16 protein-coding genes are annotated in these 23,588 nt (G+C 47.7%); 8 read left to right on the forward strand and 8 right to left on the reverse strand.

Annotated elements, in window-relative coordinates; all coding sequences use genetic code 11:
* Positions 1–83 precede the first annotated feature (83 nt).
* The gene (locus V5J35_RS15105) at positions 84–2,798 is read left to right on the forward strand and encodes a ubiquitin carboxyl-terminal hydrolase (protein WP_354007935.1); all 2,715 of its coding nucleotides are present in this window, start codon (positions 84–86) and stop codon (positions 2,796–2,798) included.
* Between the two features lie 48 nt (positions 2,799–2,846).
* Here the strand turns inward: V5J35_RS15105 and V5J35_RS15110 are convergent, their stop codons facing one another.
* From V5J35_RS15110 to V5J35_RS15130, 5 genes are all read right to left on the reverse strand, one after another.
* On the reverse strand, positions 2,847–3,344 hold the full coding sequence (locus tag V5J35_RS15110; RefSeq protein WP_354007936.1) for an ecotin family protein: 498 nt from the start codon (positions 3,342–3,344) through the stop codon (positions 2,847–2,849).
* 275 nt (positions 3,345–3,619) lie between these two features.
* Positions 3,620–5,305, reverse strand: a complete 1,686-nt coding sequence (locus V5J35_RS15115; protein WP_354007937.1) for a sulfatase family protein — start codon at positions 5,303–5,305, stop codon at positions 3,620–3,622.
* A gap of 564 nt (positions 5,306–5,869) precedes the next feature.
* Entirely contained in the window at positions 5,870–6,856 is a 987-nt protein-coding gene (locus tag V5J35_RS15120; RefSeq protein ID WP_354007938.1) for a LacI family DNA-binding transcriptional regulator, read from the reverse strand.
* Between the two features lie 713 nt (positions 6,857–7,569).
* The gene (locus V5J35_RS15125) at positions 7,570–7,848 is read right to left on the reverse strand and encodes an addiction module antidote protein (RefSeq protein ID WP_354007939.1); all 279 of its coding nucleotides are present in this window, start codon (positions 7,846–7,848) and stop codon (positions 7,570–7,572) included.
* Between the two features lie 351 nt (positions 7,849–8,199).
* The gene (locus V5J35_RS15130; protein ID WP_354007940.1) at positions 8,200–9,540 is read right to left on the reverse strand and encodes a hypothetical protein; all 1,341 of its coding nucleotides are present in this window, start codon (positions 9,538–9,540) and stop codon (positions 8,200–8,202) included.
* Positions 9,541–10,284: 744 nt separating this feature from the next.
* Between V5J35_RS15130 and V5J35_RS15135 the strand changes: the two genes are divergently transcribed.
* On the forward strand, positions 10,285–11,310 hold the full coding sequence (locus V5J35_RS15135; RefSeq protein ID WP_354007941.1) for a hypothetical protein: 1,026 nt from the start codon (positions 10,285–10,287) through the stop codon (positions 11,308–11,310).
* Positions 11,311–11,365: 55 nt separating this feature from the next.
* Here the strand turns inward: V5J35_RS15135 and V5J35_RS15140 are convergent, their stop codons facing one another.
* The gene (locus V5J35_RS15140; RefSeq protein ID WP_354007942.1) at positions 11,366–11,521 is read right to left on the reverse strand and encodes a hypothetical protein; all 156 of its coding nucleotides are present in this window, start codon (positions 11,519–11,521) and stop codon (positions 11,366–11,368) included.
* A gap of 13 nt (positions 11,522–11,534) precedes the next feature.
* Between V5J35_RS15140 and bglX the strand changes: the two genes are divergently transcribed.
* Positions 11,535–13,844: a beta-glucosidase BglX gene (bglX, locus tag V5J35_RS15145; RefSeq protein WP_354007943.1), complete on the forward strand. Its 2,310-nt coding sequence runs from the start codon at positions 11,535–11,537 to the stop codon at positions 13,842–13,844.
* Positions 13,845–14,277: 433 nt separating this feature from the next.
* On the opposite strand, the gene V5J35_RS15150 is transcribed toward bglX, so the two are convergent.
* On the reverse strand, positions 14,278–15,318 hold the full coding sequence (locus V5J35_RS15150; protein ID WP_354011306.1) for a putative glycoside hydrolase: 1,041 nt from the start codon (positions 15,316–15,318) through the stop codon (positions 14,278–14,280).
* 156 nt (positions 15,319–15,474) lie between these two features.
* Here V5J35_RS15150 and V5J35_RS15155 point away from each other — a divergent pair, with 156 nt between their 5' ends.
* Both V5J35_RS15155 and V5J35_RS15160 read left to right on the forward strand, forming a co-directional pair.
* Complete coding sequence (locus tag V5J35_RS15155) at positions 15,475–16,752, forward strand: IS4 family transposase (protein WP_354011307.1); 1,278 nt, start codon at positions 15,475–15,477, stop codon at positions 16,750–16,752.
* Positions 16,753–16,897: 145 nt separating this feature from the next.
* Positions 16,898–18,256 (forward strand): hypothetical protein, encoded by a 1,359-nt coding sequence (locus tag V5J35_RS15160; RefSeq protein WP_354007944.1) that lies wholly within the window; start codon positions 16,898–16,900, stop codon positions 18,254–18,256.
* Positions 18,257–18,365: 109 nt separating this feature from the next.
* Here V5J35_RS15160 and V5J35_RS15165 read toward each other — a convergent pair whose 3' ends face one another.
* Entirely contained in the window at positions 18,366–19,325 is a 960-nt protein-coding gene (locus V5J35_RS15165) for a hypothetical protein (protein ID WP_354016426.1), read from the reverse strand.
* A 150-nt stretch (positions 19,326–19,475) separates the two neighbouring features.
* On the opposite strand from V5J35_RS15165, the gene V5J35_RS15170 reads away from it, so the two are divergent.
* From V5J35_RS15170 to V5J35_RS15180, 3 genes are all read left to right on the forward strand, one after another.
* Positions 19,476–19,934 carry an Lrp/AsnC family transcriptional regulator gene (locus V5J35_RS15170; protein ID WP_354007946.1) on the forward strand — a complete coding sequence of 153 codons (459 nt, stop codon included), beginning with the start codon at positions 19,476–19,478 and terminating at the stop codon, positions 19,932–19,934.
* Between the two features lie 225 nt (positions 19,935–20,159).
* Positions 20,160–21,629, forward strand: a complete 1,470-nt coding sequence (locus V5J35_RS15175) for a sulfatase-like hydrolase/transferase (RefSeq protein ID WP_354007947.1) — start codon at positions 20,160–20,162, stop codon at positions 21,627–21,629.
* Complete coding sequence (locus V5J35_RS15180; protein ID WP_354007948.1) at positions 21,626–23,545, forward strand: family 43 glycosylhydrolase; 1,920 nt, start codon at positions 21,626–21,628, stop codon at positions 23,543–23,545. Before V5J35_RS15175 ends, V5J35_RS15180 begins: the two co-directional genes overlap by 4 nt.
* Positions 23,546–23,588: the final 43 nt, after the last annotated feature.

Genomic DNA, 23,588 nt, shown 5'->3' on the forward strand with positions numbered 1-23,588 from the left:
TCATACGGCATTCCTTCCATAAGTTAAGAGCCTGTCAACCGATAACCTGATTAATGATTAACCGTCAGGCAGGCTCGAGAGAGATGATACAGCCCTTTAATCCCGATGCTTTCACCCGTTCCGGTATTGCCAAGAGTCAGTTAGCCGGCAATATTCTGCGCTTTTCAGAAAATAATCAGATTGGTACTGAGGACAGGGGGGTATTCTGGCAGAGCAAAGGGGCAAAAAAGTTTGGCCGGGCTGTCAAACTCTTTATTGATCGTCGACAGCAATTAAATGCCAAGTTAAAACTTCAGACAAATCAGGGACAGCAGGTGGTGGTTGATACCGGCCTGAAGCAACGCTCAATAAAAGTCATTAGCCCTGAAGAGTGCAAAAATCTGGTTAATCTCAATAAGAGTGATCCGGTCAGTGCGATTCATCAGGCAGAAATTGGCCTGTTGGAAATGGTTGTCAGAAATAACCATGCTGGTGTCAATGAGGCAATGGATAATCTGAAAAGCGTTTTTCAACAGCAATACCCGAATGACTGGCAGGAAAAGTATCCGGCTTTTCTGAAAAATGAAGCAAAAGAAATACTGCAATTAAGCCAGAAACATTCAGGCCGGTCTTTTTTGGCCAGAATTTTTCTGGGTAAGCTCAAATACAAAAAAGTCATGGAAGTTCTGAATAAGAAAATAGACAAACAGCAGGGAGAGCTGAAGAAGCTGGAAACGGATCGCATTATCCAGGGAGTTCAGGCAAAAGCACGTACCCCGCGACGACCGGAGGCCCGGTCTCAGAACTGGCGGGCGACAAAGCCTTTGCGTAACCGGGGAGCTGCACCTGTTGCAGACAACAATACCAGCCAGATACCTCGACAGAATACACCAGAACCTGTGGTTCGCACTCAACAGGCGGTTTCGCCTTCTCTTGCCAATACACCAGAAGCCCGAACACCAGAAGGACGGGTACCTGTTGCTGAAGAGTCGCCTGAGATCAAACGGCAGCTGGCTTTTGAGATCATTCGGGATCGCTCCGAAGAGATAAAAGCTGAAGACTATCAGCTGGCAGAAGAGTATGACCTGTTAAATAGCGACATGGTAGAAGCCCTGCTGAAAGAAGGTGATGTCAGTCACGCTGTACAGACATTTACGGAACTGGCCCGGGCGTTAAGACCGGAGAAGCAGGTTAGCGATAAGCCTTCCTTTGCAGAGCCTGCTCAGCCAACCGATACCCCTGACAGCCAGAATAGAGCTGGGCAGCAGAGGCAGGCATTATCCGCAGGGGATCAGCGCCTGATGGCCAGACTGATGCGTGAAAAGGACTTTTCCGGAAAGCCCCTGGTTCAATCGGAAGGTGAATTCAGGCAGTTATTTGCCGGGTTGCCTGACGGCTCGGTCAGTGATGATCAGGCCATCAGCGCACTCAGGCACTTTCGCAAGCTGCAACAGTATCAGGACATGATCAGTGTTCGCTTTACGCCCGACATGTACCCGATTCTTCTGCGCTCGAATGCTCTTGAAGACGACGCAATGGAGTTGAACCCTGCAGGGCTGGACGCGGATATCTATGCTCAGTTAAATACGCCCGAAAATCGAACCCAGATGCGTAAAGAGGCACTGTTAAATGCCTTTAAAACGGTGGGTAAATATAAAGATGTTGTACCGGAGAGAACCGCCATCGATCAAATTCACGAAGCAGGTATGAAGCCCCTCGCATCGGGGCTGTATAACTGGGGAAATAACTGCTTTATGAATGCCTCCCTGCAGATGATTGCGATTCATATGGCTGCCCCTGAATTGTCGGATGTGGTGCTTGACTATCAACCCGCTGGTCTCACTGAAGAGCAGACAATGCTCTACCTTCAGCTTCAGCAAAGCTTTCTGAATGTGTGTGATGCGATTAACGATCGCGACAGTCAACCTGTTGCGCTGGTCAGCCTGCAACGTCAGTTTATGCAGGACTACCTGAAATACAGTCAGGCAACAGGTAGGCAAGCAGCGTCTTTTATTCTTGCTGACCAGCAGCCTGATAGTCTTCGCCCTGCCCTGATCCCCCAGCAGGACCCTCACGAGTTTTTAAATGACCTTGCAGATATTTTTGGCTTGAGCCACCACCCTAAATGCAGTGTGCATTTGTATGATCATAAAAAAATGATGTACCAGGGCAAAGAAAGACTGAGAAAAACGATGGATGAAGGCGGGCATGCCTTTCTGCCCATTAGCGTAAACCGGCAAAGCCCCAAAACCATTAGCCGTTGCGTTTCGGCTCATCTATCGCCGGAAAAACTGGATGAATTTAATCGGTTCAAATGGGACAGGGCTGATAAAGCGAGGGTTGGGCTGGCAGACGGGGATCAGGTAGATACGTTAAAACAGCAGGCATTTGTCAGTTCCGGTCAGCGGCCACCGGACCGGCTTATGCTACAAATGAAAATTTTCGGGTTTGAAAATGGCGCAGCCAGCAAGCTCAACGACGAAGCAGCGACTTTAATGGCTCACTCTGACAGACGGGTTCGTATACCCATTGCATCTAACCCTGACGGTGAGCCGAACAATAAGGAATACGACATAACAGGCATTGTGTGTCATCGCGGCAGCTCATCGACTTCCGGTCATTATGTCAGCCTGAGGTTTGAAGGTGACAAGGTGATTGTCTGTGATGATGATGTGGTGCTGGAGTTGAATGAATATGCCCGTTTCCGGGGCAGGCCGCTTTATAAAAACTGGCAGGATTTTTGTGCAAAGGAAAAATTAACGGGCTATCTGTTTTCCCTTCAGAAGGTGAAAAGCAGAGCCATGGCTATGGGGGGGTGACTGACGGGGAGTTTATGAAAACTCCCCGTTTTCCTTTAACCTGCAAAGTTACTCTACAGGTGCTTCAAGCCCGGCTTCTTCAGGGTTCACACGCCAGATTTTGTAATCCAGTGTCATACCGTCTTCTACAAAAACGACCAGCGGCATACGGTCGTTGTAGCGCATATTCTGTAGCTCATTGTTGCTGGCAAGTACTTTGATATCCTGCTCTCCGGATGGGCATGCCATCAGGGTAGAAGGCCCTGCGTTGAAATCGCTGATTTTGTAGTAGGAGTAACCCCAGCCCTGAATACTTTCTCTTTCGACATTCACGCTGGCCAGGCGCTTATTACAGGTATCTCCACGTACAACCATACCTGGCAACAGTTCCAGTCGCGCTTCATCTTCCAGCTTGGGCAAGCGAATGACATGGCGCGTGTAGCCTTTCATCTCTTCTGGAAACATTTCTATGGATTTGGACTGAGCTTCTGAAGGCTCACCGGCAAAAGCAACGGTGCTGGTGGCGGCGAGAAGGGCAATGTAGCTGGCTTCGAGAAATTTTTTCATGGCTGGGTACTAAGTGGGTGCTAAGTCTTTTCGTTCAAAAAAACGAAAAGCAAAAATTTTTAAATACGCGCTGAGTATGCATGAAAGAGCAGCTATAAACATCTTTATTAACAGGTATTTACTTGATATTCAAAAGATTCACATTTTCTTTACAGTGGTGAGGCTTAGTCAGGATTCTCGGGGGTTATCAGCCTTCCGGAAATGCAAAAACGGGGTACTGTCAATGACAATATCCCGTTTTCCAAAAGCTCGCTTAAGGTTTTGTCGGCGGTTAATTACTTAACCGGACGAGTAACCTTAACCTTGCCATTTTCGTCGTAGCTGTCCGGGTACAGTTCGCTCAGACGAGGCTTACGCTGACGACGCAGAGGAGCACGTACCCACTCTTCCATTGGCGGCATGTCGTACTGATTCTGCAGCTTCAGAATTTCTGCCTTCAGACGCTTAATTTCCTTGGCGTACTTTGGATCGTTGTAAGCGTTGTTCATTTCCTGTGGGTCTTTTTCCAGGTCGTAGAATTCCCACTCGTCCATACGGAAGTAGAAGTGCATCAGCTTGTAACGCTCGTCACGAACACCATAGTGACGCTGTACACGGTGGATGGCCGGGAACTCGTAGAAGTGGTAGTACAGGGATGTACGCCAGTCTTCATTAGTGCCGGCCAGCAGGTCAACCATGGATACACCGTCTACGTCTGCTGGAATTTCAACGCCAGCATATTCCAGGAAAGTAGGAGCGTAGTCGATGTTCTGGACCATTTCCTCAACAACAGTGCCAGCCTTGATCCTGGCTGGGTACTGCATTACCAGAGGAGTACGGAAAGACTCTTCGTACATGAAACGCTTGTCGAACCAGCCGTGCTCACCCAGGTAGAAGCCCTGGTCAGAGGTGTATACGACGATGGTATTTTCATGCAGGTCGTTGGCTTTCAGGTAATCCAGAACTTCACCAACAGAGTCGTCTACAGAACGGATAGTTGCCAGGTAGTCCTGCATGTAGCGCTGGTACTTCCAGATCGCCATCTCTTCTTCAGACCAGTTGGCTTCGTTCTTGTTCATGTAGTCGTTACGTTCCTGATACGCAGCATCCCACTCGGCGCGCTGTTCAGGGGTCAGACGTTCCAGCAGGTGAGGCCAGATGTCTTTACGCCATTCGGTTTCACCAACACCAGTGGTCATCTTCAGGTCGTGACCTTCCTGAGCATCACGGTAGATGTTCATTTCCTGACCCTGGGCAGCGACACGACCTTCATAGTCGTCAAAGTACGTTTCAGGCACAGGGAATTCTACGTCAGCAAACAGCTGGGTGTATTCCGGCGCAGGCATCCAGTTACGGTGTGGTGCCTTGTGGTGCATGATCAGGGCGAAAGGCTTGTCCTTGTCACGCTGGGAGTCCAGCCAGGTGATGGTCTTTTGGGTGATCATGTCGGTGGTGTAACCGATTTCGGTTTCAACGCCGTCTTTGGTGATCCAGTCCGGGTTGTAGTACTCACCCTGGTCGTTCAGGATTTCCCAGTGGTCAAACTTGAAACCGTCCGGAGTCAGGTTGATGTGCCACTTACCAATAGCCGCAGTCGTGTAACCTTCGTCGTGCAGCAGGTTGGTCCAGGTGTCCTGGGTACCGTCGAACACCTGACCGTTGTACATGAAGCCGTTTTTGTGACCGAACTTACCGGTGAACATCGCTGCACGGGATGGACCACACAGAGAGTTGGTGACGAAAGAGTTGTCGAAACGTACACCGTTTTCAGCAATACGGTCGATGTTTGGCGTAGGAGCCATTTCGCCGATGATATCGCCGTAGGCGCTGACCGCGCGTACTGCGTGGTCGTCGGACATGATGTAAATAATGTTCGGGCGCTGAGCTTCAGCGGCTTCTGCCGGTGCTGCTTCAATGGGTGCTGCACTCACTGCCTGGGACAGGGTGCCAGCTACCATCAGTGACAGTAACTTTTTGTTCACTTAGACACTTCCTAGCGTTTTTTAAAATCTGGTTGCAAACCCGGCTTCAGCCAGGCCACAACAAAAAACGGTGGACAGTACATTGCAATCGTTTCAGTGAAACGATCTCTCCTGCTTCCGGAAATGGAAGGTCTGCAGCCTTCAGGGACATTGAAATCAGCCAATAATGAGCAGATGTCGATGTTAAACTCTGGAAACGAGGGGAGTCGAGACTGTCCAATTCGGTGATAGTAACGACACAGAAGTGACAACCTGTAAGACACAGGTCAATGAATGCTGAAATTTTTAGTTGATTTCAGTTAATCTGTATTTAAATCTTTATAAAAGCCTTTAATTATAAGGGTTTTAGGCTGGTTAAACGATTTATACAAAGTGTAAGGAAGGCTGGTTTTATCTTGGCTTTTTGCAAGCTTTTTGTTGGTAGCCGTAGGTTGGGACGAACTAAGTGACTCCCAACACGATGACAACACACAATGTCCAGAGCAAAAGCTTCAGGGAGAACTATGCTGGTCACTGTGTTTGTGTTGGGTGTCGCTATCGCTCGACCCAACCTACAGGTTTTATTTACAGGCTATTTCGCTCGATCAGCTTGGTGGGCTGGATTCGAATAGGTTCGATGTCATTGTTGCCTTTTAATGCCTGAAACAAAGTTTCGGCAGCACTGATGCCCATTTCAAACTGCTGATGAGAAATTGTGGTTAAGGGCGGCGTAGTGACTGCTGCTTCCCGAATATTGTCAAAACCAACGACTTTAATGTCTTTTGGAATGCTCAGGTTATGCTCGCGGGCTGCCCGGTAGATACCCAGTGCCATCTCATCGTTGGCGGAGAAAATGGCTTTCGGGATAACGCCTTTGTCAAACAGGGCGTTCATTTTGCGGTAGGCACCTTCTTCCGTAAAATCGCATTCCAGAATAAAGTCGTGATTGACGGGAACACCACAGAAACCGAGCGCCGCAATATAGCCATCCAGTCGTTTCTGACTGTCGTATGAGTCTTCCGGGCCACCCAGAAAATACACTTCCCTGGCGCCACTTTTAACCATCGTTTTGGTGGCTGTGAAAGCACCGCCGAAGTTATCGATAAGAATGCTGTAAATATGGGGTGACTGAATTTCACGGTCAAGCACCACCAGTGGCAGATCTTTTGAGGCCATGGAAGTCAGGAACTCATTGTCAAACGAGTTGGTCAGGATGATGGCACCATCCACCATGCGGTCGCGCAGGTATTTATAGGCGGTGGAGCTTTCCTCACCATACAGGCTGCAGGCCACCAGGTCGTAACCGGCCTGGTGAACTGCTTTCTCAATACCCCGGGCGATCTCGCTGTATATGGGGCCAAACCAGGAGTTGAAGAAAATGCCGATGGCGCGGGTGTTTTTCTGTTTCAGCAGTTTTGCGTTGCCATTGGCCACATAGTTTAGCTTTTTGGCAACCTTCAGAACGTGCTGGCGTGTCTTTTCACTGATCCGGTCTTTTCCGTTGATGGCATAGGACACAGTCGAGATTGAAACCCTGGCTTCTCTGGCTACGTCCTTGATGGTGGCTTTCACTGCTTTACATCTCCGCTGGGTCTGACACGGTCTGGTGACTTAGGGTGCCAGAGGGCTCTTCAGGTGTCTGCTGTTCAGTTTTGCCTGAAGATCGTTTAATTGTTTGTCAGTACTAACATGGTACTGAAGTGTTGTTTCTTCTGCTGCTTCACTACGAAAGTGGGACAGAGGCTGATTTATTACAACCCTGCCCTCTGAGTCTTGAAACGTTTGTTTGGCACGACGGGTATTATATGTATCAAACTCTACACTTTGGTAGGGTTTTGTTACATGGGTCGGTAAGAGCTTGTCAGCGGTCTGTAAGTCAGCCGAAATTATCCACCGGGTTTCGAGTGTGTTCAGCTGACTAAATGGAAGCTACTCCGGGTACGCTGATACATACGACTGTTTACGGTTATCACAAAAACAGAGTATAAACGTTTCGACAGAATAGTATGACTGAAAGTGAAATCTGTCAATTGGTTTCTATGGGGGATGTATAGGATTTGGTGCGGTTGGCGCACCGGAGAACTGCACAAGATGGATTTCAAGTCAGACTAATATGGATTCAGTGCCAGACTTTTATGGATTTCTGACCGGACTATTATGGATTTTAAAATGTAAAGATTACCTATTCCCAGTGCTTTCCCGAGATTCCGCACACACTGCGTGCGGAATTGAACTGCCCTGTATCAAGCTGTTGACTGTTGCTTGAACCCGTGAAACGAGAGCTCTTATGCTACGGCAAGCCTTACCTTGAGTGCGCGTAAGAGACGATGAACAGTATCCCATTTTGGCTGAACTTTTCCATTGAAGGTTTTATAGAGGCTTTCTCTGTTTAAGCCCGTTTCTTTTGCAAGGTTACTGATGCCTTTATGCTTAGCGACATGACCCAGGGCAATGATGAAAACATTGGGGTCATCATCAAGGTAAGCTTCTGACAGAAATTCAGCGATTTCATCTTCTCCCTGGAGAAAATCAACTGGGTTGAATGGTGTAAGTTTTTCGCCCATAACCTATTCCTTCAAGTTTTTTAATATAGCTTTGGCCTGCTCTATGTCTCTTGCCTGGCGATCCTTTACCTTAGCAAGCCACCTCTTGAACGTATCTGTCGTTACAATTTCGTAGCTCATAGAAGGATTGTAGCCTGTAGGCTACGTGCCTGCAAAGACAAGTTTAGGGAAATTCTATGAGTACCGTCGGCCAAAAGGAGCGGGTAATCCAGGCAAGCAGGCTGTCAGTGAGTAACGATGTTTCTTTTGTCTGAAAAGGGAAGGCGAGTGGTTTTAGGCCTGGAAGTATGATCTGGAGAGAGGCGTTCCCACGCCGGGCGTGGGAACTATTCTGGAACTATGAGTCCATTCTTATTCAGAGTCAGTTGGATTTGCAACAAACTTAATGTCGGAGATATGCATGGTCATACCAGCATACACACCACCGGCGCCACCATTGGACTGAATCAAAATGCGGTTGATGTTACGAGGCAGGTTAGCTTTCATCTCCCCATTTGGAGCTTCAAAGAATGCAGCAACAGGGAGTTCGACTACCTTAACTTGACCTTCTACATAATCGCTCAAATCAATGTTAATGGTCGGGGTGTTAGTGGTTTTGTAGTCATCGCCAGTAAAATCACCATCCTCATCAAACTGATGATCGATTTCATCACCAGTCATTCTTACTCTGAAGTTAGGCAGCTTTTGTTCAGCAGGAACGTTGTCAACAATCAGGTTGAACTGCAGCTTGGAGTTTGCAACATGATAGCTCAGATTTTTGAAGGTTTTTTCTTCGTCTTCCGAAGGAGAGGCAAACTCCAGACCAGTATTACCGTTACCGCCAACAGTTAGCTCAACACCATTGTTTTTCGCAGCGAAACTGGCGCCGTTACCATGCTGGAAGTGTATAATTTCTGAAGCCCAGCCGGTTGCTTCTTCAAGGTCACTGCCTTCTGCTAGAGAGAAAATTTCATCACTGGCTTTTTCATTGTTCAGGCTACAGTCGTAAGCGTACCCACCACTTGCGTAAGAGTTAGAGCGAATGGTGATTTCTTCGATAGCAAATTCCAGGTCAGATTCTGAAATAAACTTGAATGGCGTAGTGGTGCTTGTCAGGTTTGAACCAGTAAAGCAGGAGTGAGCAATCTGAATGCGCTGACCTACATTCTGAGTGCTGCCACTAAGAGAGTTATACAGGTCTGTAATATCCAGTTTTGATCCAGGAACTTCTATGAATACACGGCTGTCAGCTTCAGGAGTGGTGATAGGGTGGATGGTTGTACGAACTACGCCTTTGCCCCACTTGGCACCTGTTGTGGTTGGAGTAAAGTCCCATCGGGTGTCACTTTTGGCGATGATGCTACCGCCAGCGCCATCTGTGATGGTTACATGAACAGCGTCGTCTGGAAGCCAGCCTTCGCCTTCAGGATCGTATTCACCGGTTTTAATGTTGCCTTGATCGGTATTAACGTCTTCTCTTTCGATCAGAGTCATTTTGCCTGTGCTGTCAACAGTGAAGAGTTCAAATGCTTCATCGTTACCAAGGTTGCCAGTGTTTGCCCAGCCGTAAAAGTTCACAGTGTTGTTGGTTCTTTCAGCAGGGGCGCCACCGGAGCCACCAGAACCATCTTCATACTTATCATCCAGAATACACCCAGACAACAAGGCTACCGATATAGCACTGAGAGCAAAAGTTTTAACAGCTTTTTTCATACTTAAATCCATGCTTCTTTGTAGGCTGATGGCTGCGGTGGCTGACTGGAAAATGCTGGCTTGATCCGTTGATATCACCAGACATTTCTCTTTGTTAAATAAGCGGAAAGCTTACCTGCTGTTCAGCAACAACCAGAAATAATCGAAATGTTTACAAAGCGAGGCGACGATACGAAATTTCGCTAAATGGGTCAAGGAATAACGATTTCGGAAAAATAAAAACAAAACCTAATACAAATCCAGATCAATTTTTCTCAATTAGAGTCACATTTAATTAGTAAAAAGGTAGCTTATTTCAGGCTTTGTTACAGTAAAGGTATGTTTTAAAACATTGCTGTAGCCCTTACGTGGTGGGGGTTTATACGCGAAACTGACAGTTCGAATGATATAGATCAATTAAATGATATTTTTTGTTAACGGCCTGTTTTCTTTGCAGACCGCTTAAACAAAGGGTTTCACTGAAATCTGTGTTGATTTTTGAAATCTTCAGCGTATTGATGCGTTTCGACGAACCCATTATATTCGCTTTGCTTTTTGGATTTGGCGAAACTGACTCGCCATTTATGCAAGCCAGACAAAGCTGCAGATAATTAAACTTACGCAGTTGGTGTCTATCGCATTCACTATTTAAGAACGTTTTTGCCTGCAAATAGAATTCTGCCAGCGCAATAGCGTGAACAAGCCACCACAAAAGCAACACATTTAGCAACGGATAACGGATTAGGTTTCGGCAGTATTACCATTATGAAAAAGTTATTACTTCCTTTTATGCTTGGCTCCTTTGCCTTGCCTGCAGTCGCAATGGATTATCAGACAACTGATGGTTTTGATCTGCCGGAATTCAGCGCTGACGTGTTTGATGCTTACAATATGGAAGCCAATGCAAACCGTACTCGCCGCCCGCAGCAGCGTCAGGCTCCTCTGCGTACCCGTATTTTTATTGGTACGGAACATACTGAAAACCGGTTTGAAAATCAGGGGAAGACCCAGAACACCAATTTCCTGATTGATGGTAGTACTACTATTAATGACCGTTTTCGTGTGGGCTACGTTATTAACGAACGTAACCTGACTTATCGTGATGGTGATATGGATGACAATCTTGGTAAGCGCCTGACTGCCACCATTAACCCACGATTTGACACCTATGTAAGCCCGAACTTCAGCTGGTTCATGGCCTTCCCGATCAGAAGAACGATTGATGCCAACCGGGGCCGTCTCCCTGACGGTTCTCCGGGTAATGGTGGCCCGGTTGAAGAGCAGGCTTACACTATCAAGCCGGGCTTTAACTACCGCATGGGTGATCACACCTTCAACATTACCGGCCACTTCCGTTATGTTGAAACTGAAAACTACGGTAACAACAATCCTCGCCTTTATAACAAGGCCTACAACTTCAACCCGACTTACATTTACCGTCTGAACCGTACGACGAACATTGGTCTGGAAATGGGTTTCACTGAAAACGATAACCCGAACAACACCTGGAACCGCAATATCAAGCCATCTGTTGCCCATCGCTGGAGCAACGGTATGCGTTCCCAGTTCAGCGTAAACGTTGGTAAGAATGGTCAGGATAATGGTCGTGGTGTTCGCTACACCAACTGGCAAGTCAATAACAACCTGCCTCTGAACCGTAACTTCGACTTGATCGCCAACCTCGGCTGGAGAACCGGTGAACAGTATGAAGACGACGATGGTTATGTAAATGAAGGTACCGGCGACCGCGAAACCCTGTACTTCAAGTTTGGTTTCAACGTTAAGTTCTAATTCAACTGAATCAATGCACCGGGCAACAACCCTCTTGTGATCATTTGATAATGAATCAATTTGTTGCCTGAATGCCGGTGGGTGAAAGGCCCGCCATATTTTCAAGACTGGCAAACAAAACTAGAGTGATTATGAAACTGAGACTTCTCCCGGTTGCTATCTCTTGTGCAATTGCAGCTTCTACTGCTTTCGCATCAACGAGTGCATCCAATTTCGGCTCCGTAATGAACCCTGTCCGCATGGAACAGCCTGCTTCTGTCGTTCACTGGAACGATGAAAAAGAAGAAATGGATGCTTTCATCTCTGACCTGATTTCCAAAATGACCCTGGAAGAAAAGATCGGCCAGCTGGACCTTCAGTCCGGTATCATGGCTGTGACCGGTTCCCAGGTTAACCACCAGTACGAAGACTGGGTCGCTGAAGGTAAAGTGGGTTCCGTATTCAACAACTTCACCTATGAGCGCGCTTACAACCTGCAGAAGCGAGCGGTTGAAGAATCCCGCCTGGGTATTCCTATCATTATCGGTCACGACATCATCCACGGTCACAAAACCATCTTCCCACAGTCTATCGGTGAAGTAGCTTCCTGGGACCTGGAGCTGGCTGAAATGGGTGCGCGTATAGCGGCTAAAGAAGCGACCGCTGACGGCATCATGTGGACCTTTGCTCCTATGGCTGACCTGGTTCGTGACCCACGTTGGGGTCGTGTATCCGAAGCTCCGGGTGAAGATCCATTCCTGGCGACCAAAATGTCTGTTGCCCGTGTACAGGGTTTCCAGGGCGACAACCTGTCTGACACCGACACCATGCTGGCGACTGCCAAGCACATGGTAGGCTACGGCCTGTCTCAGGCTGGCCGTGACTACGGCACCACTGACGTATCTGACTATGAACTGTGGTCCAGCCAGATGCCAATGTTTAAGGCAATGGTTGATGCCGGTATCGCTACCGTTATGACTTCCTTTAACGACCTGAACGGTATTCCGGCGACGGGTTCTCACTACCTGCTGACCGAAGTACTGCGTGACAAGTGGGGCTTCGAAGGCTTCGTAGTCACTGACTACACCGCTGTGAACGAACTGGTTCCTCACGGCTACGCTCGTGACGACAAGCACGCTGCTGAAATCGCATTCAACGCTGGCGCCGACATGGACATGGTAGGTAAATCCTACATGGACTACATGGCTGAGCTGGTTGCTGAAGGCCGTGTTGACGAAGAGAAGATCGACCACTCCGTACGTCTGATTCTGGAAATGAAATGGCGTCTGGGTCTGTTCGAAGATCCTTACCGTTACTTCGACAAGGATCGTGCTGAAACCGATATCCTGACTGAAGAGCACCTGGAACTGGCACGCGACGCTGCTCGTAAGTCTTCCGTACTGCTGTCTAACAACGGTGCATTGCCTCTGAACCTGGAAGAGATCAACTCTATCGCTCTGCTGGGCCCACTGGCTGACAGCAAGCGTGACATGATCGGTAACTGGGCGGCTGCCGGTGACCGTCGTACTCAGCCTGTTTCCATTAAGGAAGGTCTGGAAGCGCGTCTGGGTAAAGATGTGAAGATCCACACAGCTGGCCGTCACGGTGGTGCGACTTATGCTCACCTGCACGATGCAGACGAGACTTCTTCTCACATCGGTATCCGTTCTGTAGCGCGTGACGAGATTGGCAAACCAGCTCACAAGCGCAACATGGAACAGGCGATTAAAGCGGCCAAGAAAGCTGACGTCATCGTTCTGGCGATTGGTGAAGAGCAGCGCATGTCCGGTGAAGCGGCTTCCCGTGTTGAAATCACCCTGCCTGGTAATCAGCGCGAGCTGATGGAAGAGCTGAAAAAGCTTGGCAAGCCAATGGTCGGTGTTGTTATGTCCGGTCGTCCTAACGACCTGAGCTGGGAATACGAGAACCTGGACGCTATCCTGCATGCTTGGTACCCAGGTACTTCTGGTGGTCACGCGATTGCTGACCTGCTGGTGGGTGACTACAACCCATCCGGTAAGCTGCCGATGACCTTCCCGCGTTCTGTTGGTCAGATTCCAATCTACTACAACATGAAGAACACGGGTCGTCCATACGATGCCGACAACGAGAATCAGCGTCAGGAGCACTACAAGTCTCGCTATGATGATTCCCCGAACACGCCTCTGTTCGCGTTTGGTCACGGTCTGAGCTACACCACCTTTGACTACAGCGACATCACTCTGTCTTCTGACACTCTGAAGATGGAAGACGACGAGCTGTCTGTATCTGTTACCGTCACTAACTCTGGTGACTTCGCAGGCGAAGAAGTTGTTCAGCTGTACACCCGTCAGCTGGTTGGTTCCAGAACCCGTCCGGTTAAAGAGTTGAAAGGCTTCCAGAAGATTCACTTCGAAAAAGGTGAATCCAAAGACGTAACCTTCACTCTGACTGCAGAAGATCTGTCATTCTACCGTGGTGACATGACCTGGGGTCCTGAAGCAAGCAACTTCCACGTATTTGTGGGTACTGCTTCTGACAACGTTCAGAAGGCTGAGTTCAAGCTGGTTGACTGATTGGTCTTAAACCGGTTTTGAATGACTGGCCCCGGCATTGTTGATCAATGTTGGGGCTTTTTTTGTGGCATGTGGCACTTTCATGAAAAGAAAGTTGGTTCCTTTGGTGCAGGTTTCCCTGCACTTTTTTTTGACGACTCGTCAGGAGTTGGTCTGAAATTCCAGAATCCTCTGGAGCATTCCTCTAACTTCAGTTATATCCAGCTTCATAACCATTACGTCAGTCTCTGGTCTGCCCAATTTTTCAGAGTTCTGTATAGTTAGAAGATTTCTTCCGCGTCCGACAGCCTCTCAGACCGGTTTTGGCGAGGTGGTGTTGAAGTATCTTTTACGGAAAAACCAGCTTTATCAGAGAGGATGGGTATAGTTTCAAGGTGGCAGGCAGTCATGTCGCTCCCGCATCTTAATGCGAGAGCAACGACGGGAGAATGTCTTAAGGGATTGTAACCAGTCGGATATTACCAACTTTATACATCATTCCATGCAATGAGTGAGGCTTCTGTACAGGTTGAGGCTGCAGAATTAAACCGCGATCAACGTTTTTGAGTGAGTTGAAGTCAATTCTGCCATTGGCGTGAGTGAACAGGGATTTTAGAGGCACTATCGCTTTTACAGGCCCTTCTCCACCCATCCCAGGTGCCAGGGCAACGTTCTGGGAATTTGGCATGCCTGTAATGGTTTCCATCCGGACGTTCATAATCTGGGTTGGGTGGTTGGCGTAGTCTTCTACCTCAAACTCAATCTCCAGTGCACCGGTATTGATATATCGACTTAAATCTTTCGGCAGTTCATCTTTGGTCAGGCGGAATGAAATACCGGAGTTTTGTCCGGGCTCCGCTTCAGGATAATGAACCGTCTGCCTGACATTTGGGAATCCATAAGATTGTGCCGCTCCCCAGCGACCAACGTTGGTTGCCCAGCCGGTATTGTCTGCACCAGCAACAGGGGTGAAAACTTCTTTGTCTTCAGCTTTGTACAGGTCTAGTACATGGCTTATAGGCTCCACGCTATCGCACTGGAGATCAATATTGCTGTTTGTTGAGTTGCTGACAATACGAACATTGCCAAAGTCAAAGTTAATATCTTTATCGGACTCAAAAGAAAAGGCCGTCAGGGTCTCGCTAAAGTTGACACCTGCATCCTGGAAACAGGCAAGAGGTATTTTAACGTTCTGAAGACCGCTGCCTAGAGAGGTATGCGCAACACTGGAAATATCAACAGAGGCTGAGTGTATAGTTGAAGTAGGGCTGACAGAAAGGGAGTCAATGCTCAGTTCAACGGTTACTTTACCCAACTGATTGTTAAAGCGATGAACATGGAAATCAAACTTTAAAGTGGCATTGGCAGTACTGCTGCTGAGGTCGACGCCCAGTTCGTTAGCGCTTCTGGAAAATATTTTTGCAGGCTTGCCTGAACTGGTATTTACGTTAAGCACGCCCTGATGCGTACTGGTATCGACAGGATAAGTAGAAATATTGCCTTGTCTGACATCTTAGGGTGGACATTAAGCTCAAGAAAACAGCATCCCCGGAGGCAGAACTCACCTTGAGCAGCCAAAATACGTTTGAACTACAATATCAAAGCTGAACAAGATGAGTACTGCAAATAGTAGATTAGTTGAAAAAAACTGCTGGCCTGTTTCAACCAGTCAGAACTCTTCAAGATGGCTGAACAACTGAGGTTCACTATACGACAGCGACATATACATCCTTTGGATTTTATCCTGTCACTTATTGCTGCCCTTGGTGGTGATGGAAACTCTGACATCCAGGCTGATTTACACCGTAAATTTAACGAGTTGACTGGCCTGAACGTGTCCTATCGGTCTTGGGCAAATCAGGCTAAAAAAGATGTTCTGCCCGCCCTTATTCTATGGCTATGGCTGCAATGTCTGGAAATATTTTCCCGGAAGGTCATGGCATTTGATGAAAGTAGTCCATTTTCAGAGTTTGAACATATTCTTATTCATGACGGTTCCTCACAGGCTGTCTATGATGCGCTGAAGGAAGCGTTCCCCGGACGGTTTTCAGCGGTCAGTCCGGCAGCCGTAGAACTTCACACGACACTGGATTTTCTCACTAATAATCTGGTGCGAGTGCAGCTCACAGAAGATACCCGTTCAGAAAGGAACTGCCTGCCGCCATTGCCGAGCTCAATGGCTTACGTCCTAATGCTCATGGATGCCGGTTACTTTGAACTGGAACTTTTTGCGGCTATTGATGATCGGGAAGGCTTTTTTATCTGCAAGGCACCACAAAGCATCAATCCGACGATACTCAGTGCAGTAAGAGAAGATGGGAAAAACCTTAACCGTTACAAAGGTCAAAAGCTGAAGGATGTCCTGTCTGGCTTCCCTAAAGATCAATGTCTCGACCTTGATGTGGAATGGCCTGGCTACAAGCGCTGGCCATACCGCTTGGTTGTCCGCTGGAATGAGAAGAAACAGAAGTGGGCTTTCATTGTAACGAACCTGAATCGCGCTGAGTTTACTCTGAGTGAAGTGCTTCAGGCTTATCGCCTCCGGTGGCAGATAGAGTTGATCTTCAAAGAGATCAAATCCTACTCAGGATGGCATCGCTTTAATACAAAATCAGCCACACTGGTGTTCAGCCTGATTCTGATGTCTTTTGTGGTTGTGACGTTGAAAAGGTATCTTGCCCATGCTGCACAGGCAAATCTCTACGGAAGTGGAGCCATCGAGGAAATTTCGACGCACAAGGTCATGAAAAGCGGAACCCATTTATTTGGCAATATGGTTTTATCTTTGATGGAGTCAGGTAAGCGCCTGATGGCTTGTATAAGAAAGCTCCTTTTATTCTGGGAACAGAACGCTAAGCGTGAACACCTTGCACGGGATAGCTGTTCAGGGCGCATACGACTGGGATTGTGTTTAATGGGTGGGGCTTAATGTCTACCCTAAGTGTTAGGTTTCGCTCACAAATAGAAACGTTTCGATTCGTATTGACGGAGATCATGAAAGTTGCAGATTTGTTCTGATAGCATCCAAAGCTATCAATAAAGACATTAATTTGATTAGCGGATTGACTCCCCCCATGAAGAAGATTTTAGCTACCCTGCTGATGGGCGCAGCCCTGTCGCCCCTGGCCAGCGTTGTGTCTGCCAATACCTCCAAAACTGTTGAACAGGCCGTTATTGTTGAAAAAACTGACGCTGAGATTATCGAAAAGATTTTCAAAGGTAGCTACAAATTCTGGCAGCAATCCCGTAACGAAAACGGTTCTTACGAGGACAAACTGTACTTCGAGCACAGCACTAACCGTGGCTCAATTGCTAACTCCGGTATGGGTCTGGTTGCTCTGGCCATTGGTCATGAGATGGGCTGGGAGCCGGAAGCGGAGGAGCTGGCGCTGGTTTCCCTTCGTATGCTGGCTGGTAAAGGTCCGGGCATTTCTGTACCACGTAACCCAACCAATACTTACATCCACTTCTTCGATACCGACAATGGCGATCAGATTGGTGAAGACTGGAGTCCTATCGACAGCGCAATCATGCTGAGCGGCGCTCTGTTCATCAAACGTTACTTCCCTGAGAATAAGGAAATCGCTGAGCTGGTTGATGAGTTGTACGAAACCACTGACCTGACTCAGTACATCGCTGATGTTGAACAGGGCCAGATTTATCTGGTTCAGGACAACGACGGCAACATGGGTAAATACAAAACCAAGGCGTTCAATGAATACATGATCGTTGCTGCTATTGCCAAGCAGCAGGCGGTTGATTTTGATCGTGGCCAGCAAAGTAAAGACGCAGTTGCATTCTGGGATAAATGGTATGGGACCACTGAAAATCTGCCGGTAGCTTACTACAAGGACATCCCTGTTCTGTCCGAAGGTGATGACTGGTTTACGTCCATGTTTAACTTCGTGTTCAACCATTATCTGCTAAACGATTTCTCAGCCAATGAAGAATTTCAGCAGGCTGCGGCTAAAGCGGCAAAGGCTGATTACCGGTGGTTTCAGGACCAGACACAAATTGAAGGTCTGCAGGAATACGAGTGGGGGACGGGTGCAGGACACTGCCCGGGTGGTTACTGTGTAGACCGTATCCAGATCGCTGAGCCTGACCGTCCAAACATGAATGAGTTTATGGTGGTTTCCCCCCATATCATTGCCGGTTTTATTCCACAGTTTGAGCGCGCCAAAGACGATCTGGTGGCTCTGTATCGCGATGAGAGCCAGTCCGCTGTTTACCAGCTGCCTGAAGGTGGAACCGTTCTGTGGCGTTACAGCAAGGATCAGCCAAAGTGGCGTGCTAGTGCGATAGAAGGTGTGGACTTCTCAACTATGCTGTTTGGTCTGGCTTCTTTGCCAGAGAACCTGGGTACTGAGTTCTTTAACCAGTACAACGATTACTTCAACCCGAAACCTGCTGACTACAAACGTCCTGAATAATTTATCGAGTTGACCTGTAAGCCGGCCATTGTATCCACTCAATGGCTGGCTTTTTTTATGGGCATCGATAAGGTGCCGCTTGGCTGACGCTTACTCAGAGGCTGTCTGATTAACGGGAAACTGATCGATATAAATAGGTTTCACACTTTTTTGCATCCAGAAAACGAAGAGAGAAGGATATTGTTGCCACCAGACAAACAGAAAAAATAAGTCGCCCCCAGAAGATAGTTATAAAGTCAGCACCAGTCAGAAGGATTAACAATGTGTCTTCAACCATGCTGTGAGCCAGATTCAGTAGCATGATTGAGCAAAAGATATCCCTGGGTTTAATCAGGCCTTTTTTTGCCTCGTTAATCAGCAATCCCCCACCATACGACAATCCGAGTGTCATTCCTATAATGGTCAGGTTTGTAGCCGCTCTGCTGATTCCCAGCAACTTCAGAAACGGGCTTAGTATCGCGGCCATCAAAGTCTCTATCCCCAACTTTTTCAAAATTTTCAGCACAAGCATAAGCAGGGTAATGACGGTGTAAATAATGGCCAAATTCTGTATCTGGCCCAGAGCCCATTCCATAAGGTTCGCAGGATGACTGCTTTGCTGCCATAGAATCTGAGCAGTTTGCTGGTGTGTGCCTGTTGTCTCGTAAAGGTGGTGAAGTAGAAAACCGAATATAAGGCTGCCACCTACTCTTACTGATACCGTCGACCACAATGACACTCCTGCCTGACGGGCAATTGTGCCTTCCACAGGAATTGAGTGAGCCAGCAAGATCATACTGCCAAGAACCGAGACCTGGGCAACACTCAAATCCAGATTTAAATTGACCAGCACGATTAAGGCACTATAGATGTTTACGAGCAGTGCTGTTGCCCAGACAATCCCCAGTTCAGAAGGCAGTCCTACGACAGACATGAGAGGGTTCAGAGCATGACTTAAGTACGTAATACCTCCAAGTTCATCGATACCCTTGAGAACCAGAATGGTTGGAATCATGACGCGATATAAAGACCAGCTGGTCTGAACACTTTCTTCTAATAATTCCCTGATAAATGCTGCTGCTCTTTTCATAATGACCGGGTACCCAAAGCTATTTTGTGTGCTAATGCTACCTGAGAGCTATTATTTAAGATTTGAAAAAATGGCAAATAACCTATGAAAAATTTCTTATTTTGGTAATAAAATGAAATTTTTCATATCGTTAAACGCATAAATTGAATTATGAAGCTTGACCGCACAGATCGGAAAATTCTCTCCATACTGCAGGAAAACAATAAAATACCAAATATTGAACTGGCTTCTGAAGTAGGGCTCTCTCCGCCAGCCTGCCTGAAACGGGTTAAACATCTTCGGGAAAGCGGAATCATTGTCAGGGACGTTTCGCTGATCGACCCTGTATTGGCCGGTAATAAACTGACCATGATCGTATCCGTAGAAATGGAGAGAGACAGGAAGGATATTTATCAGCTGTTTCAAAGGTCTATACAAAAGGCACCTGAAGTCACCGAGTGCTACCAGACTACCGGAAGCTATGATTTCATGCTGATCGTGTGTGTGGAGGATATTCTGGCTTACGAGAAGTTTCTTGAGAGAGTGCTGCGCGCCGATCCAAACATACGAAAATTTCAGAGTTCGGTGTCCATAAGACGAATTAAATATGCTACCGCCATTGATGTATAAGAAGGCACATTTTCGCTTCTCTGATGTAAATTAAAGTGATGCCTGAGTCGAATAATAAACGTTTCTCTTACTGGGGCGCGCATAAACAGAGAGTTGTGTCCAGTTATCTGGAAAGTTGATTCTGATAGGCTGCTTTCTCTTAAATCGTTGATTTGGCTCATATCAACCCTTGTCGAAACTGGCTGAAAATGGCCGATCTTTTTCAGCTACCCCCCCCGGACTGCCATGAAATTAAAACGCCTGGCTTATGTCGTTGCTCTCAGCAGCTCCCTGTCGATGCCATTAGCAGCATCAGAAATAAAACAAACAGGGGCCGATGAAAGTCGACAGCCCAATATTGTGATCCTGTTCGCTGATGACCTCGGCTACGCCGATGCCGGTTTTCAGAATCAGAGCAAAGATGTTCATACTCCCAACCTTGACCGCCTGGCCGCTAACGGTGTTGTTTTTACAGACGGTTATGTCACCGCGCCGGTATCCGGGCCTTCAAGAGTGGGTCTGTTGACAGGGCGTTATCAGCAACGCTTTGGTTATCACGATAACGTTGCGCCTTTTGTTCTGGAAGAGGGTATTGAACAGGGGTTGCCACTGGATATTCCCACCATTGCCAACTTTTTTAAAGACGCTGGTTACAGAACCGGAATGGTAGGCAAATGGCACGATGGTGATGACCAGAAGTTCTGGCCTTACAACCGTGGTTTTGAAGCCTTTTACGGGTTTAACAATGGTGCGACCAACTACTTTGTCGGTGCCGACAATATCAAAACCTATGTCAAAACGCCGTATTACTCGATTTATCGTGATGATGAACTGGTGGATAACTTTGAAGAGTATCTGACCGACCGCTTTGGCAGTGAAGCCGTTGATTATATTAACCGGCACAAAGACGATCCATTCTTCCTCTACATGTCGTTTAATGCTGTGCATGATCCAATGGATGCTACGGAAGAGGACCTGAAGAAGTTTGCCCATATTGAAGACGAGAATCGTCGTAAGCTGGTCGCCATGGGGTATGCCATGGATCGCAATGTTGGCCGAATTATGGATGCCATTGATGACAATGGGCTGGCTGAAGATACCCTGATTTTTTTCCTGTCGGATAATGGCGGCAAGGCGACAGGTAATAACAGCGTTAACTACTCCCTTAATACACCCCTGAGAGACCAGAAAGGCACACTCTGGGATGGTGGCATTCGGGTACCGTTTACTGTGACCTGGAAAGGTACGATTCCTGCGGGACAAACCATGAATGAACCGGTTATTGCCCTTGATATTCTGCCTACGTCACTGGCGGCGGCGAATATTCAGTCAAAGCCTGAATGGAAGCTGGATGGTGTCAATATCCTGCCTTATCTCAAGGGTGATCAGGCTCAGCTGCAGGATCGCTCCCTGTTCTGGGATAACTGGCGTTCCAGTGCGGTACGTGATCGTGACTGGAAGCTGATTATTCCGAATAAAAACATGAAAAATGCCCGCCCACAGTTGTTTAAAATTTCTGATGATATCGGGGAACAAAGGAATGTGATGGCTGATTACCCTGAAGAAGCAGCACGTTTAATGCAGAGGTTTGAAAGCTGGAACCAGAACAATAAGCCTCAGAAATGGGGATGGAACCGAAAGGCTTTTCCGGTCAATAACGGCTATCGGCACTTTGGTGAAGAAGTGAAAAAGGGTAAAGAGGTGAAAAAGCAATGAAACGATTATCTCTTGCTCCTCTGGCTTTAGCCGCAGCGTTTATGGGAGCCACTGCTGCGAATGCGGCGACAACCTTTATAAATCCCATTGATATCGAATACCAGTACGGTGAACGTATTCCGGAACAAAGGCAGTTCATCAAAGCCGAAGGGCTGGTTACAAGGCAAAGTGCTGATCCGGTGGTCGTGAGTTATGAGGTGGAGGGCGAGCATAAGGGTTACTTTATGTTTGCCAGCCAGGGACGTGGTTACTGGATGTCTGAAGACCTGATTCACTGGGATCATATTCAGCCAATCGGTGACTGGCCTGTCAGTTATTTTACGCCGGGCTCAGAGTCTGATACCACTGATAAAGACCCGGACACAGGTATGGAGTGGAAAGATATGATCGCTCCGGCGGCACTGGTGAAAGACGGCAAAATCTATCTGCTGGCTTCTCACCGCAGGGGTAGCAAGACACCGTTGTTTGTGTCTGATGATCCAGCGTCCGGTAAATGGCGTGTTGCCGATGAAGACCTTGGCTTTCCTGTCGTAGGGGATACTAACCTGTGGGACCCTGCTCTCTATTTTGAGGATGACCAGTGGTATATCTACTGGGGCTCTTCCAACCTTCACCCTTTATGGGGTGCCAAAATTAACGAGAATCGTCGTTTTGGTATGCACGTAGACCGTTTTGCCAAACCGTTGATGGCATTGCATCCGGATGTGCATGGCTGGGAGCGAATGGGGTTTGACCATACTTCTCCACGAGCGCCTTACATTGAAGGGCCGGAGATGCTGAAGCATGGAGATACTTATTATCTGTCGTATGCTGGGCCGGGTACTGATGGCAACGTGTACGGTGATGGTATTTATGTAGGTGAGTCTCCATTAGGACCTTTTTCTTATCAGGAACATAACCCTGTCACCTACAAACCCGGTGGTTATGTTCACGGTGCCGGTCATGGTAATACCTTCAGGGATGCTTACGGGAACATCTGGCGCAGTGGCTCCAACTGGTATGGCGTGAACTGGGTGTTTGAGCGTCGGAATGTGCTTCTGCCTTCTGCTGTTGATGAAGACGGGGTTATGTACTCAACAGCCCGTTTTGCCGACTTCCCTCAGTTTGCTCCAACCGCAGAATACAGTGATCCGAATGATCTGTTTACTGGCTGGATGTTGTTGTCTTACAACAAGCCTGTGACTGCAACGTCTACGCTGGCTCCGGAAAACGACCGTACTTTTGATGCAGATTTTGTCTCTGATGAGAACCCGAGAAACTTCTGGGTGGCTGCTGAAAATAATGCGGACCAGCAGTTGGTGATTGATCTGGAAAATGAGATGACCATCAAGGCGGTTCAGATTAATTATGCGGACTACCTTGTGACTGGCGACGAATACCGGGCGCCTTTGCCGCGAGACAACCGCACGGATGAATACCGTGAGCGAATTTACACCCACTATCGTTTATCCGTTTCCAGTGACAACAAAAACTGGAAGGAAGTCAGCAACAATCTCGATAAGCAGGAAAACCGCTCCAATATTTATATTGAGCTGGATGGACCTGTAAACGCCCGTTATGTACGCTTTGAAAACGTACATATTGGCGTAAAGCATCTGGCTGTTAATGGGCTGCGGGTGTTTGGTAATGCGAATGGTGATGTGCCGTCGCTACCGGAACAGTTGAATGTCAGAAGGGATTATGATCGCCGTAATGCGTTTGTCAGCTGGAAGCTGGTTGATGATGCGGTTGGTTACAATATTCGCTTTGGCATTGCGCCAGACAAGCTTTATCACACTTACCAGATCTGGGCTGATGAGTTTCAAGGTGAGAAGCAAATCCGTTCATTGAACGTTCACAGCGAATACTACTTTGCGGTTGAAGCGTTTAATGAGAGCGGGGTATCAACACTGACCGAGGCGATGCATATCGAATAAAAGCGGGCGCTCTCACCAAAGCGTGGGAGCGTATTCATGGCAA

The organism is Endozoicomonas sp. NE40 (assembly GCF_040549045.1).
Classification (GTDB): Bacteria; Pseudomonadota; Gammaproteobacteria; order Pseudomonadales; family Endozoicomonadaceae; genus Endozoicomonas_A; species Endozoicomonas_A lisbonensis.

What these genes read in the sequence shown, in the direction of transcription:
- V5J35_RS15105 (WP_354007935.1), top strand. Translation starts at nt 84, where the DNA reads ATGATACAGCCCTTTAATCCCGATGCTTTCACCCGTTCCGGTATTGCC.
- V5J35_RS15110 (WP_354007936.1), bottom strand. Translation starts at nt 3,344, where the DNA reads ATGAAAAAATTTCTCGAAGCCAGCTACATTGCCCTTCTCGCCGCCACC.
- V5J35_RS15125 (WP_354007939.1), bottom strand. Translation starts at nt 7,848, where the DNA reads ATGGGCGAAAAACTTACACCATTCAACCCAGTTGATTTTCTCCAGGGA.
- V5J35_RS15130 (WP_354007940.1), bottom strand. Translation starts at nt 9,540, where the DNA reads ATGAAAAAAGCTGTTAAAACTTTTGCTCTCAGTGCTATATCGGTAGCC.
- V5J35_RS15135 (WP_354007941.1), top strand. Translation starts at nt 10,285, where the DNA reads ATGAAAAAGTTATTACTTCCTTTTATGCTTGGCTCCTTTGCCTTGCCT.
- bglX (WP_354007943.1), top strand. Translation starts at nt 11,535, where the DNA reads ATGAACCCTGTCCGCATGGAACAGCCTGCTTCTGTCGTTCACTGGAAC.
- V5J35_RS15160 (WP_354007944.1), top strand. Translation starts at nt 16,898, where the DNA reads ATGAAGAAGATTTTAGCTACCCTGCTGATGGGCGCAGCCCTGTCGCCC.
- V5J35_RS15165 (WP_354016426.1), bottom strand. Translation starts at nt 19,325, where the DNA reads ATGAAAAGAGCAGCAGCATTTATCAGGGAATTATTAGAAGAAAGTGTT.
- V5J35_RS15170 (WP_354007946.1), top strand. Translation starts at nt 19,476, where the DNA reads ATGAAGCTTGACCGCACAGATCGGAAAATTCTCTCCATACTGCAGGAA.
- V5J35_RS15175 (WP_354007947.1), top strand. Translation starts at nt 20,160, where the DNA reads ATGAAATTAAAACGCCTGGCTTATGTCGTTGCTCTCAGCAGCTCCCTG.
- V5J35_RS15180 (WP_354007948.1), top strand. Translation starts at nt 21,626, where the DNA reads ATGAAACGATTATCTCTTGCTCCTCTGGCTTTAGCCGCAGCGTTTATG.